Here is a 14,661-nt window from a genome sequence, read left to right as displayed (position 1 = left end):
GTGGGTCTACGCCCACACGGGCGCACATAACCCGGCATTATCAAGGCTGCCGCCATACCCGAGACAAAATACCCGTTATCTGGATCGAAACTCTGCCACAAATACGGCAAGGCCTGATGACAGAAGTGCTTATCCCACATGGGGAACTCCCCCATGAAATTCAATTTTCAGCGCTTCGATTCCTGCGCCATGCAAAGCCACAGACCGCCAGACACAGCAGCGTCAAAGGCAGCAGCCCCAGCGCATGCACCCAGCGCGCATAAGGCGTCAGAGTGTCGCGCCCCTGCACCTCGCCTTGCAGCACCGCCCGGTCAAAAGGCGCCAGCGCGCTGACAACCTCGGCCTTGTGGTTGATGACCACGGTGGCCCCTGTATTGGTAGCGCGCAGCATGGGGCGCTCAAACTCCAGAGAGCGCATGCGGCTGATGGACAGATGCTGGTCAATGGCCACCGAATCGCCAAACCAGCCAATATTGCTTAGATTGACCATCACTGTGGGAGCCGTGGCGGCATTGCCAAAGTGCGCTGCCAGCTCTTCGCCAAACAAGTCTTCGTAACAAATATTGGGGGACAGACGTTCGCCCGCCCAGTTCATGGATGGCTGACCCAAAGCGCCGCGGTTGAAGTCGCCCAACGGAATGTTCATCAACTCAGTAAACCAGCGGAACATGGGCGGAATGAACTCGCCAAACGGCACCAGATGGTGCTTGTCGTACTGATAAGGCTGGGTCTGCCCGGGCAGCCAGCCTTCCACCGTGTTGGTAAAGCCCTTGTCCCAATTACCCAGCGGAATACCTACCAGCGCGGCCTGCTGGGAGTTTTTTCCCACAAACGGCTGGCGCACAAAGTCCATATAGCCTTCAGGCAGTTGCTGGGGCAGCAACGGGATCGCCGTTTCAGGCGCCACCACCAGTTGCGCCTTGGCGTCATGCAACTGCTGGGCATACCAGCGCAGCGCATCCACCACGCCAGAGCCCATTTCAAATTTTTCATCTTGCGGAATATTGCCCTGCAGCAATGCCACGCTCATGCCGGGCTGCTGACTGGGAGCCTCAACGGCTTCATTGCGCAGCCACCACAGGCCGCCCAAGGCCAGAGACAGGGCCAGAACGCTGGCCACCGCAGGTTTGGCATGCAGCACGCGCTGCTGCGTCTGCCAGCGCCAGAGCAGCATGGCCAGCCAGGCCGCAACCCAGGCCGCCACAAAACCGGTGCCATAGACACCCACCCAGCGCGGCAGCGCGGCCAGCGGGCCTTCTACATGGGCATAACCGCCAGCCCCCCAGGGGAAGCCGGTCCACAGCCAGCCACGCGCTAGCTCGGCTAGCGTCCATAAGGCTGCAAAAATCATAGCTGTCAGCGCATACGGTGTATGCGATAGACGCTTAAAAAACCAGGAAGCAATGGCGTAATAACAGCCCAAAAAAGCAGCCAGCGCCAGCACCGCAGCCACAGCCAGCGGTGCGGCCAGACCGCCGTAGGTGTGCATGGAGATAAACAGCCACCAGAAGGTAGCGGCCAGCCATGCCGTGCCAAACAGCCAGGCCCTGCCTGCGGCCTGCCTTGCGGTGCCCGCCGCCAGCAATGCATGAACCAGCACGGCCAGCGACAGAATCTGCAGCCACCACAGCGGGCGACCATAGCCACCCACCAGCGTCAGCAGCCCATCACCCTGACCGCGTGCCCAGGGCCAGGCCAGAGAAAAGGCCTGCAAGCCGCCCGCGACCAGCATCAAAAGCCCGCTCATCCAGCCCTGGGGCTTGGCGGCGGGGGTCTTAACAGTGGCGGCGGTTGTGGTCATAAGAATCGACAGGCTCTAACAAAAACACCCAACCGGGTGGCTGGGTGTGTTCAAGGATAAGGGATATCAGTTCTTAACCAGACTGTCTGGCGATGGATCGCGCACGACCTTGAACCAGCGCACCGCGCCGCCCTTGGTGTGGAGCACGGTGAACTCCAGCCCGCCCAGATGAATCTGCTCGCCGCGCTTGGGCACATGGCCGACTTCATGGGCGATCAGGCCGCCAATGGTGTCGAAATGCTCATGCGGGTCGCTGGCCTGCAGCGTGGTCTCGAATTCCTCGCTCACATGCTCGACGCTGGCATCGCCCGCCACGCGGTAACTGTTGTCAGCCAAAGCGAAGATGTCGCCCTCATCCTCGGGGATGTCGAACTCGTCTTCGATCTCGCCCACGATTTCTTCGAGCACGTCTTCAATCGTCACCAAGCCCGCCACGCGGCCAAATTCGTCGATGACGATGGCCAGATGGTTTCGGTTGGCGCGAAACTCGCGCAGCAAATCGTTGAGACCCTTGCTCTCGGGCACAAACACGGCGTGGCGCACCAGAGCGCGAATACTCAGGGTCGGAGAGCGCTGCAGCTTGAGCAAATCCTTGGCCATGAGAATGCCAATGATGTTCTCGCGCTCGCCCTGGTACACCGGAAAGCGCGAATGCGCCGTGGTGATGACCTGGTGCAGGATTTCTTCAAACGGAGCGTCGATATTGACGAGATCCATGCGTGGCGCAGCCACCATGACATCTCCGGCGCTCATATCGGCCATGCGAATCACGCGTTCCAGCATGACGCGGGACTCGGTGCCGATGACCTGGTTGTCTTCGGCCTCAGCCAGGGTTTCGATCAGTTCATCGGGGGATTCCGGAGCCGGATGGATGAACTCAGCCACCTTTTGCAGGAAGCTTCGCTTGTCTTCCCTCTCAGGAAGGCGCGAATGATGGGGGTCAGACACTGTCTTGGAGTGCAGGACGTGCGGTAGTCAAACAAGCCACTAAGAATAACGGATTGTGATGACAACAGGCTTGCGACTGCGCAAAAGCCATGACCCGATATTCCAGCTGTCGCAAATTGATCACTTTTTGATAGCTGCTTGCGCTTTTCTGGATTGGGCTTGAGGCATTTCAGACTTCAAACTTCGAACACTGTTACAGATTTGCGACGCAATCGAAAGCAGGCGCCAAGGCCCCCTTACTCGCCCGACTTGTGACGGCCTTCCTGCACACCCTTGCGCACTTCCTGCACGCCGGCCAGAAAGCTCCAGAAATTGACAGCCTGCTTCTTCAGCTGGTAGTCCATCTCGCCCAGATGCTCGGTCACCAGCTCGCTCACATGGGTCTCGAAGTTGGCAGGCGGCAGCTCCAGATAGGCTTCGGCTTCCGAGCCTTCGCGCTTGACGGTCGCGCCCGCATTGCGTGCGATCTTGAGCATGGCCGTGTTCTCAGACAGCGCATGAATAAACATCATGCTCACATTCTTGCTGCGTGCATGCAGCACGGCACGGTCAAACAGACGCGCGCCCAGCCCCTTGCCGCGTGCAGTCTTGAGCACGGAGACACCGAACTCGGCGCATTTTTCGTACTCAGGGTGACCGGCAAACGCCAGGTGGGCCATGGCGATCAGCTCCAGGCGGCGGTTGAAGATACCGAAGATATCGTCGCGCTCGAAGTCCAGCTGCTCAACGTAGCGCGCCACTTGCTCATCGCTGGCGGCATAGCCAAAGCGCAGATAGCGATCCCGCGCATCCAGCTTGAGCAGGTGCTTGGTAATACGGTCACGATGGCGCGGGCTCAGCGAGCGAATGGGCACCAAGGACGGCGAGCGACGCTCGGCGCTATGGGACTTACCCATGTCGCGCAGCCAGCCTGAGCCAGCCTGCCAGGGCGATTTCAACCAGTCTTTGGGGAGGTTCATGGCATGAAATATAGGTAAAAACCCGAATCATCACAAGCTCCATATTGCATCGCAACAATCTTGTAAGGATTTTGCGTTAATTCAACACCTTAGCGCCATTTTTTGGCTAGTCCATGGTCCGTATGAAGGACGCCACCGCCCCTTGCACTCTACAGGGGAACCGCCGTTGTGACCTTGACTCTGTCCATCACAAAGCTGGTCTTGCAATCTTGCACGCTGGGGTGCTTGAGCAGGGTATCCATGATGAAACGGCTGTAATGCTGCATGTCAGCCACCACCACCCGCAGCAAATAGTCCATCTCACCGGTCAGGGACACGCACTCCACCACCTCGGGCCAGGTCTGCACGCTGGCGCGAAACAGATCCATGGGATTGCGCTTGCTGGTTTCGGTGTACTTTTCCAGGCGCACGTTGATGTAAGCCGTCAGGCCCAGACCCACACTTTCGGGCTGCACCAGTGCGACATAGCGGTCGATAACGCCGTTTTCTTCGAGGCGTTTAACCCGGCGCAGCACGGCGCTGGGCGACAGGCCGACTTGTTCGCCGATCACGTCATAAGTTTCTCGGCCATTGGCCTGCAATCGGCGCAAAATCGCCTTATCCAGTTTGTCGATGGTGTGCGTAGGGCTCATGGCGGCAGATTATAAAAATAGTGCAGGTTTTTTTCGGGGTTAACCCGCAATACCCACTTAAATTGCACGAAATCAATATTTCTCGCAATTTTCATGCATTCAAGTGGTAGCGACCACGGTATTTTTGCATGAAGGCTGTTCATGCTCTGCCCTACAGTAAATCCATCCTTCGACACCTGTTTTTCATGTGTTGACCCCCTACCGGATGGAGACCCCGCCATGAACGCAGACCTGACCCAAAGCACCCCCAGCAACTTCCAGACCTGGGACAACCCCATGGGTACGGACGGTTTCGAGTTTGTCGAATACGCCGCCCCTGATCCCGTGGCGATGGGCGCTCTGTTCGAGCGCATGGGCTTTACCGCCATCGCCAAGCACCGCCGCAAGAATGTGACGCTGTACCGCCAGGGCGAGATCAACTTCATCATCAACGCCGAGCCCGACAGCTTTGCCCAGCGCTTTGCCCGCCTGCACGGCCCCAGCGTCTGCGCCATTGCCATTCGTGTCGACGATGCCAAGTTTGCCTATGAGCGCGCCACCTCGCTGGGTGCCTGGGGCTATGCCCAGCAGGCCGCCCCCGGCGAGCTGAGCATTCCCGCCATCAAGGGCGTTGGCGACTCCCTGATCTATTTCATCGACAAATGGCGCGGCAAGAACGGCGCCAAGGACGGTGACCTGGGCAACATCAGCTTTTTTGACGTGGACTTTGAGCCCCTGCCCGGCGCCGACTTGCACCCCGAAGGTCTGGGCCTGACCTATATCGACCACCTCACCAACAACGTCTACCGGGGCCGCATGAGCGGACTGGCCGACTTCTATGAGCGCATCTTCAACTTCCGCGAAATTCGCTACTTCGATATTGAAGGCCTTTCCACGGGCGTCAAGAGCAAGGCCATGACCAGCCCCTGCGGCAAGATTCGTATCCCCATCAACGAAGAAGGCAACGACAAGGCCGGCCAGATTCAGGAATATCTGGACATGTACCACGGCGAGGGCTTTCAGCACATCGCCCTGGGCTCCACCAATCTGTACGACACGGTGGATGGCCTGCAGATGAACGGCATCAAGCTGCTCAACACCAGCGAGACCTATTACGAGCTGCTGCCCAAGCGCATCCCCAATCTGCAGGAACCTGTGCCCGAGCTGATGGCGCGCAATATTCTGGTGGATGGCGCACAGGGCGAGTTGCTGCTGCAAATCTTCAGCGAGAACCAGCTCGGCCCCATCTTCTTCGAGTTCATCCAGCGCAAGGGCAATAGCGGCTTTGGCGAAGGCAACTTCAAGGCCCTGTTCGAGACCATGGAACTCGACCAGATGCGCCGCGGCGTGCTCAAGAGCTGAGCCTGCCACTGCCATCACACCGGCAACACGGCCATGTTCAGCACCCGCCCCACCCCTTCTGCCTGCGCCAGCCGCCCTGCAGCAGACTGGGGCGAGGTACTGTTGCCCGGTAGCCACCAACGATCAAACGGACCATATCCGTTACATTTTTCATATCTATACTTTCACAAATGCTGCATCGCCGCATTTGTGCTCACCCCTCAGGTGACACCGGCCCACTGCAGCGCTGATCAACGCCCTGAAAGCCCACGTGCCGCACCCTCATCCACCCGCCACTGCCTTACAAGCCTGCAGAGCGCCGGGAATGGAGTTGCCTGCCGCAGCCCCCGGACTTTCAAGACGCCAGGCCCTCAGGCTGGCCGCCACAACTGCTACATCTTTAGTAGCTTCCAGCGCCCTAGCTGCAGGGGTGCATGGCGAATTTCCCTCAAACACCAGCCGCCGCAAGAGCGAGCTGTCTCTGGTCGTTCCCTACGCAGCAGGTGGCCCTCTCGATCGCTCAGCGCGCAAGCTGGCGGCGGAGACCACGACGCTGGGCTCCATTCAGGTGCTCAATGTGTATGGCGATGGTGGGGCGAAGGGCGCAGCCATGGTGGCCAGAGCGGGTGCACGCGAGCCCATGCTGCTGATGGGCGCTGTGGCCACGCATGCCATCCTGCCCTGGCTCAACCTACAACTGCCCTACGACCCGCTGCGCGACTTTCAGCCTCTCACCATGGTGGCGCGCATGCCTCATGTACTGGTCATGCGGGCCGATCTGGCCATGCAATGGCGCATCTACACGCCCGACGATTTGCTGCGCTTCATGAGCAAAACCAGGCAGCCCCTGCGCTATGCATCAGCGGGCAACGGCAGCATTGGCCATATTGCGGGCGAGCTGTTTCAGGCACTCGCCCGCGTGCCGCTGCAGCATCTGCCATTTTCCGGAGCCAGTCCGGCGTTGTCGGCTCTGCTGGACGGATCGGCCGATCTGATGTTCGACAACATTGCCTCAGCGCTGATTCATCTGCGCGCCGGTCGCCTCAAGGCTATTGGCGTGACTGCGCGTTCACCGCTGCCCGTGCTGCCGCAAGTACCCAGCCTGGAAGCCAGCGTGCCGGGACTGAACCTGCCCACCTGGTTTGGCGTGTTTGCCACCGCCGGCATACCGGATGCACTGGCCAGGCGCTGGTCAGACGCTTTTGCGCAGACGCTGCAAAGACCGAAGGTGCAGGAATACTTCGACGCCATGGGCGTGATCCGCGAGGACTTGCGACTGCAGGACTTCGCCCGTTTTTTGCAGCAAGAGCACAGCTACTACGGCAAAGTTCTCAAGGCCCATCAGCTGATCCCCTGACACCACCGCCCAAAGCGACGCAAGCCTTTACTGACGCCGCGGAATATATTCCGCCTGCTGGGATTTCGCTGTCCTCTGCGTTTCTATACTTCCGGACGCCCTCGGCGGGCCTATTTTTCCCGGAAACCATTGTGAAACGTACGTTACTGCTTGCTACCCTGCTCTCCGCTTCCGTTTTTAGCGCCTTTGCCCAAAACGCGGCCCAGCCCCTGTCCTTCGTCGTCCCTTATCCTGCTGGCGGCCCTCTCGATACCTCAGCTCACCTGCTGTCCGAAGGTGCCCGGCAAAACCTGGGCAACATCACCGTCACGAACAAGCCCGGCGCAGGGGGCGTAACAGGCGTCGATCTCATCGCCAAGGCCCAGCCCCAGCAAAATCTGGTTGTCATGGGTGCCGTGGCCACCCATGCCGTGCTCCCGCACCTGGGCAAGGCTCTGAGCTATGACGTCAACGCAGACTTCAAGCCCCTGATTCTGGTAGCCCGCGTACCTAACGTGCTGGTCACCACCAAGGCCCGCGCAGCCGAGCTGAAACTGCAAAACACCACCGATCTGGTGGCCTATATCAAAGCCCACCCCAATGGCCTGAAGCTGGGCGCCGCGGGTAACGGAAGCATTGGCCACATCGCGGGAGAGATGTTCAAGACTCTCGCCAATCTGCGTATCAGCAGCCAACAGTACGAGGGTGCATCTGCCGCCCAGAAAGCCTTGCTCAAAGGCGAGGTGGACGTGGTTTTTGACAACCTCGCCTCCGCCCTGCCCCTGATCGCATCGGGCGAGCTGGTCCCGCTAGCCGTCACCACCTTGTCGCCCAACATTGCCTTGCCCAATGTGCCACCGATGAACACAGCCGTGCCAGGCTTTGATGTGGCCACCTGGTTTGGCGTGTTTGCGCCGGCCAGCCTGCCTGACAAGGACGCCCAGAAGTACGCAGAGGCATTTCAGGCTGCACTGAGTGACCCGAAATACCGCAGCCAGTACCGCAAGATGGGCATTGCCCAGGAAAACATGCGACTGCTTGAGTTTTCAGAATTTGTGAAGCGCGAGAACCGAAGATTTCAGTTTTTGATCAGCGCAACCAAGATCAAGGCAGGCTAAGTCGTCGCCTGCAGGCGGTGGTTTAGCCAGACCTCTACAAAAAGGAGCACATGATGGGACAAGCCCCTGTTGTCTATGGCCAATCCGACCGCCCACCGCGCGGCGACTACACACGCGCGCATGCCGACTACACCTGCACGCAGGACTACGCCGCCTATACCGAGGCCGAGCACGACACTTACCACCACCTGTACGAGCGGCAGTCCGCATTGCTGGCGGGTCGCGCCAGCCAGCATTTCATTGACGCCCTGCCATCGCTGGGTGCCAAAGAGCGCATTCCGCGCTTTGAAGAGATCAACGATCGCCTTTTCAAAGCCACGGGCTGGGAGATTGTGGGTGTGCCTGGGCTGATCCCCGAGGTGCCCTTCTTCTCGCTGCTGGCCCAGCGCAAATTCCCCGTTACGGACTGGATTCGCAAGCCCGAAGAGTTTGAATACATCGTCGAGCCCGATGTCTTTCATGACCTCTTCGGCCATGTGCCCCTGCTGTTCAACCCCGTCATGGCCGACTTCATTCAGGCCTACGGCCAAGGCGGGCTGAAGGCTGCCGAGCTGGGCGCCTGCGAGATGCTCTCGCGTCTGTACTGGTACACGGTGGAGTTTGGGCTGATTCGTGAGGATGGCGGCGTGCGCGCCTATGGGGCGGGCATTCTCAGCTCCGTAGGCGAGCTGGAGTACAGCGTCAACAGCCCCCAGCCGCACCGCCTGCCCCTGCAGCTGGAGCGCACCATGCGCACTCTCTACAAGATCGACACCTACCAGCAGACCTACTTCGTCATCGACGATATGCAGCAACTGCTCGCTCTGGCCAACACCGAATTTGCACCGCTGTATGAACAGCTGCGCCAGCAGCCTACCGTCGGCGCCAGGGAGTTGCTGGCAGGTGAACAACCACTGTAAAAAACAAGTCATTCAGGGCTCCAGCGCTTACATATCAAGCACCGGCAGCTATCTTCTGCATAGCAGACCAGAGGGGCACAGGGAAACCCTGCTCGCAGCATTGCACCTATAGTTGTAGCGTGCTGGCGGCCCACAAGGCCGCCAATCCGCGCCGCGTTGCGGCCCCGCCTCACCCCCAATCAAACCATGCAACACCCTTGCATCCGACTGCTGCGCTGGCTCATAGCGCTTCATCTCTGTATAGGTCTGGCCATCGCGGCTGAGCCTTCGTCGTCCACCACCGATCCGCAGACCGCATCGCTTCAGCAACTGGAGCAGGCAGCCACTTCGCTGGACGCCATGCGCAAAGCACTGGATGACACCGACTCGGCCGATACCCTGCAAACCCTGTCTGAAAGCGCGCTGCAATCCAAGCGCGATGCGGACAGCGCCGTCATGACGCTGGAGCCCTTGCTCAAGCAGCTTGACGCCCGCATCGCCCAGCTAGGGACTCCGGCCGATGGTGTGGAAGAAAGCCCAGAGATCAAGCAGCAGCGCAAGGATCTGTTGCAGCAGCACAGCGATCTGGATTCGGCCATCAAACGCGGCAAGCTGCTGTCGGTTGAGGCCAAGCAGGCGGTCGACAGCATTGAAAAAATCCGCACCCAGCAGTTCAACGAGCAAATTGCGCGCAAAGTCGCATCGCCCCTGTCGCCCTCGCTGTGGAAGAAGTTTGCCGCTGACATCCCCCTTGACCTGCAACGCATCAATGGCCTGATTCGCCAGGGCGAAACCAGCTTCAACGCCGCCATTGCGAAGCACGGCTGGAAGATTCCGCTGCTGGGCACGCTGGCCGCGCTGGTGCTGATGTTTCCGCTGCGCATCTGGCTGCGCACTCTGGGTCGCAACTTTGCCGCGTCTGAGCGCGCGCCCAATGGCCGCCTGCGCCGCTCGGGTCTGGCGGTGTGGATGCTGCTGGTAGGCACGGCCCTTCCCGGTCTGGCGGGCATGGTCTTTATCGAAAGCCTGCGCTCCATCGACGCCATTGCGCCGCGGCTGGATCTGGTGGCAGACGCCTGGGTCAAGGGCATGTTTGTGGCGGCATTCTTCCTGTCCGTCAGCGCCAGCTTGCTGGTGCCCAAGCGCCCCTCATGGCGGCTGCTGAATATTGACGACGAAGCTGCGCCCAAGCTCACCCACCTGGCCTGGGGCGCCGCCGCGCTGACCTGGTTTTCAATCATGCTCAACGCGGTAGACATCGCCGCGCGCACCAGCGCCATCAGCAGTGTGGCGCTGGATGGTCTGATCGCACTGACCTATGTCGCCCTCATCATGTCGGTGCTGGTGGTCATCAAAAAGCAGCGCCAGCGCCAGCAAGTCATAGACCGCGAAAAAGCCGCACAGAACCCGCAAGAGCATCGCCCCGCCACCACCAGCAACTGGCTGATGTTCGCCTGGCTGGGCGGGCACCTGACGGTATTGGCCGCGCTGATTGCAGCGCTGATCGGCTACCTGAACTTCTCCGTTTTTGTCGCCACGCAAATGGTGTGGATCACCGTCGTGGTGCTGGCCACCACGCTGCTAATGAAGTTCACCGATGACTTCTTTGGCTGGATATTTTCTGCCGACAGCCGCATTGGCAAGGGCATTGTGCTGAGCACGGGCCTGAAGTCATCGCGGCTGGAGCAGATTGGCGTGCTGCTGTCGGCACTGGGCCGAGTCTGCCTGCTGCTGCTGGGCATGCTGGCCCTGACTGCACCCTTCGGCAACTCCAGCAGTCTGCTGGCCCTGACCGACACGTTGACCAAGGGCTTGTCCATTGGCGACGCCGTGCTGCGCCCCATGACCATCGTGCGTGGCCTCGTCGTGCTGGTTGCGGGCCTGACCATCTTTCGCACACTGCAGCACTGGCTGGTCGAGACCTATCTGCCCAAGACCGAACTGGACATTGGCGCCCGCAACTCCATCAGCACCGTGGCGCGCTATGTGGGCATCACGCTCTCAGCGCTATGGACGCTGGCTGCGCTGGGCATTGGTTTTGAAAAGGTGGCGCTGCTGGCCAGTGCGCTATCCGTCGGTATCGGTTTTGGTCTGCAGGCCATTACGCAGAACTTTGTCTCTGGCCTGATCTTGCTGGCCGAGCGCCCCGTAAAGCTGGGCGACAGGGTACGCATTGGCGACCAGGTGGGTGACATTCGCCGCATCAGCGTGCGCGCCACCGAGATTCAGACCGATGACAAATCAACCATCATCGTCCCCAACTCGGAGTTCATCACCAAGTCCGTGCAGAACCTGACCATGGATGGCGCGCTGGGCCGCATCTCGATTGCGTTTTCCGTGCCGCTGAACACCGACATCGTCAAGCTGCGCGAAGTGCTGCTGGGCCTGTACGCCGAGCATGAAGCCGTGCTGGCCACCCCCGCACCAGCCATGTATGTGGACTCCATCAACGGCAGCGTGGTCAACATCACCAGCTTTGGCCATGTCTCCAGCTCGCGCAGTGTCTACAGCACCCGCAGCGATCTGCTGTTTGGCCTGTTGCAGCGCTGCGCGGAGCAGAACATTGCGCTGGTATCGGCCACCGATATCCACCTGGTCCGCGACCCGGAAAGCTCTGCAGCCCCGGCTGCCCCAGCGCCTCAGGCCTGATCCACCTCCTCCTGCAACTGCCCACGCAGTTGCAGGCAATGGCGCCACACCCGCGCATCAAACAAGAGTTGCATGTGCGCAGCATCATCCACCTGATGCAGCTGCGCCTGCGGCAAGGTCGCCAGATTGGGCGGGAACACGATGTTGTCGCTGCTGCTACACCAGCAGCTGAACGGCACATCCAGCGGCGGCTGACCCAGCTGCTGCAGCCAGTCACTGCCTTCGCGCATATCTACGGCCGGCTGGCGGTGCGCAAACCGCGCCAGCCATGTGCCGCCATGCGGCGTAGCAACCGTCACCACATGGGCTGCATACTGCGCCCTCTCACTGGCGCTCAGCCGCTTGAGCCAGGCCCGCACCACCAGCCCGCCCATGCTATGCGCTACCAAAAGTGGAGCTACCCCCGTATACTGTGCAAGCGCTTTGACGCATTGATCCAAATCTTCCACCATGGCTTCGACAGGGCTACCGTGGGCTGGCTCCAAGGTCATGGCTGCGCAGGGAATGCCGCGTGCCTTGAGCTTGCACAGCCAGCCATTCCACACAGCACGGTTGCAAAAATAGCCATGCACTAGCACCACGCCCACCAGCCCTTGGGGAGCTACATCGGCCTGTACGGCGCGATGAGGGTGGATGCCATCCGCCTCGGCATGCTCCTGAAACGGAATCTGCCAGCCAAAAATGCGCACCGCCCAGCGCCACTCCGCCAGCCATGCGCGCCAGGCGATGCTGGCCGCCGGCAGCGCTTGCCCCCTGCGGCGCAACACCGCACGCATCATCAGCATCTGCACGCCCAGCTGCAGCCCTGCGCCGCAGGCAATCAGGCCCGCACCCAGCAAGGCGATCGCAACCGATCGCTGCCACCAGTAGCCGCACCACAGCAGCAACGCCAGCCAGCTACTCATCACCACACAGCGCCAGAACCAGGTATTCACGTTCAACACCTCCACCAGCGCAGCCTAGCAAACCGGGCCCCAAGCGCCTAGGACAAGCCCCCGTAGACCCTTGCAGACACGATCCGCAGAATCAGCCGCAGCGCAAGCACGCTTCACTTTGTTCAACCTGCCGCCTTCTGCATGCATGAGCGGCCTCTCCAAGGTGCCTTTCATGGACGCTGCAGCTCCCTGGTTCAAGAACTACCCGCCCGATGTGCCGCACGACGTGCATCCCGAGCAGTACCGCTCGCTGGTGCACCTGCTGGAAGAGGCTTTTGCCCAGCATGCAGACCGTCCGTTTTCGGTCTGCATGGACCGCTGGATGAGCTACGCCGAGCTGGACCAGTTATCCACAAAGATGGGCGCGTGGCTGCAAAGTCTGGGGCTGGAGCCCGGTGCGCGCGTGGCCATAATGCTGCCCAACGTGCCGCAGTTCGCCGTCAGCATGGCCGGTGTGCTGCGCGCGGGCTTTACCTGCGTGAATGTGAACCCGCTCTACACCCCGCGCGAGCTGGAGCACCAGCTCAAGGATTCGGGTGCCACAGCTATCATCATTCTGGAAAATTTTGCGCACACGCTGGGCCAGGTGCTGGAGCGCACAGCCATCCGCCACATCTGCCTAAGCAGCATGGGCGACTTGCTGGGCGGCGTTTACGGCAGCTGGATCACGTTTGCCGTGCGCCATCTGGCCAAGATGGTGCCCGCCTTTGATCTGCCTCTTGGTCCGGGTCCTGGCACCGGTAGCCAGCAGCGCCAGGTCACGCCGTTCACCAAGGCGCTGGCAGCAGGTGCAGAGCGCAAGCTCACCCCCAGCACGGCCACGCTCGACTCAACCGCCTTCTTGCAATACACGGGCGGCACTACGGGCCTGTCCAAAGGCGCGGTGCTGACCCACCGCAACATCGTGGCTGCCACGCTGCAGGCCCACACCTGGTTCACACCCGCGCTGGAGGGCCGGGTCAAGGCCCATGAAACCCATATCGTCGCGGCCTTGCCGCTGTATCACATCTTCGCGCTCACGGTCTGCCTGTTCGCCATGCGGCTAGGCGGCAGCCTGAGCCTGATCCCCAACCCGCGCGATATCCCGAAGTTTGTGAAGGTACTCAAAAAGCGCCCCGTCCATGTGTTCCCTGCGGTCAACACGCTGTTCAACGCCTTGCTGAACAACCCCGAGTTCCGCCAGCTCGATTTCTCGCAGCTCTTCATCTCACAGGCTGGCGGCATGGCCGCCTCAGAAGGCACGGCGCGCCAGTGGCAGCAGGTCACGGGCTGCGCCATGATTGAAGGCTGGGGCATGAGCGAGACCTGCGCCATCGGCACCAACAACCCGGTCACCAACAAAGAGTTCACCGGCACCATCGGCCTGCCCCTGCCCAGCATCTCGGTGGCGATCAAGGATGACGACGGCAACAGCGTCCCCAACGGGCAGCCGGGCGAGTTGTGCATCAAGGGCCCCAACGTCATGCACAGCTACTACAACCAGCCCGCAGAAACCGCCAAGGCCTTCACGGCAGACGGCTATATGCGCACCGGCGATATCGGCGTGTTGGACGACGAGGGCTACACCCGCATCATCGACCGCAAGAAGGACATGATGGTGGTCAGCGGCTTCAACGTCTACCCAAATGAGCTGGAGAACATCATCTCCATGTGCCCCGGCGTGCTGGAGTGCGCGGCCGTCGGCGTCAAAGACGAGCAGCAGGGTGAATCCATCAAGGTCTATGTAGTGCGCAGCGACCCGTCGCTGACCGAAGACCGCGTCATGCGCTACTGCCAGGAGCAGTTGACCGGCTACAAACGCCCGCGCTTCATCGAGTTCCGCGATGAGCTGCCCAAGACCAATGTGGGCAAAATTCTGCGGCGCGAGCTGCGGTCGAACTGAGTTTTTTCAGGAAATTTACGAGTTTTCCCGAAGAGCCGCTTTGGATGCTGCTAGAATTGCGGTCTTCGGGTGATTAGCTCAGCGGTAGAGCACTGCCTTCACACGGCAGGGGTCACATGTTCGATCCATGTATCACCCACCAATTAAAGCGCGATTAGCTCAGCGGTAGAGCACTGCCTTCACACGGCAGGGGTCACATGTTC

General features: G+C 60.6%; 11 protein-coding genes and 1 tRNA gene. 7 read left to right on the top strand and 5 right to left on the bottom strand.

From position 1 onward, the window contains the following. Nucleotides 1–160: 160 nt before the first annotated feature. The 4 genes from lnt to RSF91_RS05325 form a co-directional block, all read right to left on the bottom strand. Nucleotides 161–1,801, bottom strand: a complete 1,641-nt coding sequence (gene lnt, locus RSF91_RS05340) for an apolipoprotein N-acyltransferase (RefSeq protein WP_332567442.1) — start codon at nt 1,799–1,801, stop codon at nt 161–163. A 66-nt stretch (nt 1,802–1,867) separates the two neighbouring features. Beyond that, nucleotides 1,868–2,749 (bottom strand): HlyC/CorC family transporter, encoded by an 882-nt coding sequence (locus RSF91_RS05335; protein WP_332567441.1) that lies wholly within the window; start codon nt 2,747–2,749, stop codon nt 1,868–1,870. A 236-nt stretch (nt 2,750–2,985) separates the two neighbouring features. After that, nucleotides 2,986–3,708 (bottom strand): GNAT family N-acetyltransferase, encoded by a 723-nt coding sequence (locus RSF91_RS05330; RefSeq protein ID WP_332567440.1) that lies wholly within the window; start codon nt 3,706–3,708, stop codon nt 2,986–2,988. Between the two features lie 149 nt (nt 3,709–3,857). Continuing rightward, entirely contained in the window at nt 3,858–4,340 is a 483-nt protein-coding gene (locus RSF91_RS05325) for an Lrp/AsnC family transcriptional regulator (protein ID WP_099735618.1), read from the bottom strand. Between the two features lie 219 nt (nt 4,341–4,559). Here RSF91_RS05325 and hppD point away from each other — a divergent pair, with 219 nt between their 5' ends. From hppD to RSF91_RS05300, 5 genes are all read left to right on the top strand, one after another. Then, the gene (gene hppD, locus RSF91_RS05320; protein ID WP_332567439.1) at nt 4,560–5,681 is read left to right on the top strand and encodes a 4-hydroxyphenylpyruvate dioxygenase; all 1,122 of its coding nucleotides are present in this window, start codon (nt 4,560–4,562) and stop codon (nt 5,679–5,681) included. A gap of 304 nt (nt 5,682–5,985) precedes the next feature. Further along, on the top strand, nt 5,986–7,017 hold the full coding sequence (locus RSF91_RS05315) for a Bug family tripartite tricarboxylate transporter substrate binding protein (protein WP_332567438.1): 1,032 nt from the start codon (nt 5,986–5,988) through the stop codon (nt 7,015–7,017). A gap of 131 nt (nt 7,018–7,148) precedes the next feature. After that, on the top strand, nt 7,149–8,114 hold the full coding sequence (locus RSF91_RS05310; protein WP_332567437.1) for a Bug family tripartite tricarboxylate transporter substrate binding protein: 966 nt from the start codon (nt 7,149–7,151) through the stop codon (nt 8,112–8,114). Between the two features lie 53 nt (nt 8,115–8,167). Continuing rightward, complete coding sequence (gene phhA / locus RSF91_RS05305; protein ID WP_332567436.1) at nt 8,168–9,013, top strand: phenylalanine 4-monooxygenase; 846 nt, start codon at nt 8,168–8,170, stop codon at nt 9,011–9,013. A gap of 186 nt (nt 9,014–9,199) precedes the next feature. After that, nucleotides 9,200–11,641 carry a DUF3772 domain-containing protein gene (locus RSF91_RS05300; protein ID WP_332567435.1) on the top strand — a complete coding sequence of 814 codons (2,442 nt, stop codon included), beginning with the start codon at nt 9,200–9,202 and terminating at the stop codon, nt 11,639–11,641. Here RSF91_RS05300 and RSF91_RS05295 read toward each other — a convergent pair. Beyond that, nucleotides 11,632–12,576, bottom strand: a complete 945-nt coding sequence (locus RSF91_RS05295) for an esterase/lipase family protein (protein WP_332567434.1) — start codon at nt 12,574–12,576, stop codon at nt 11,632–11,634. The two genes, RSF91_RS05300 and RSF91_RS05295, sit on opposite strands and share 10 nt — an antisense overlap. A 172-nt stretch (nt 12,577–12,748) precedes the next feature. Between RSF91_RS05295 and RSF91_RS05290 the strand changes: the two genes are divergently transcribed. Continuing rightward, nucleotides 12,749–14,458 (top strand): AMP-binding protein, encoded by a 1,710-nt coding sequence (locus RSF91_RS05290; RefSeq protein WP_332567433.1) that lies wholly within the window; start codon nt 12,749–12,751, stop codon nt 14,456–14,458. A 67-nt stretch (nt 14,459–14,525) separates the two neighbouring features. After that, nucleotides 14,526–14,600: transfer RNA gene (locus tag RSF91_RS05285), tRNA-Val, on the top strand. Nucleotides 14,601–14,661 lie beyond the last annotated feature (61 nt).

The organism is Comamonas sp., assembly GCF_036643215.1.
GTDB lineage: Bacteria > Pseudomonadota > Gammaproteobacteria > Burkholderiales > Burkholderiaceae_C > Comamonas.
Note: the sequence above shows the minus strand (reverse complement) of the source record. Positions and strands in the feature narration are given on the sequence as shown.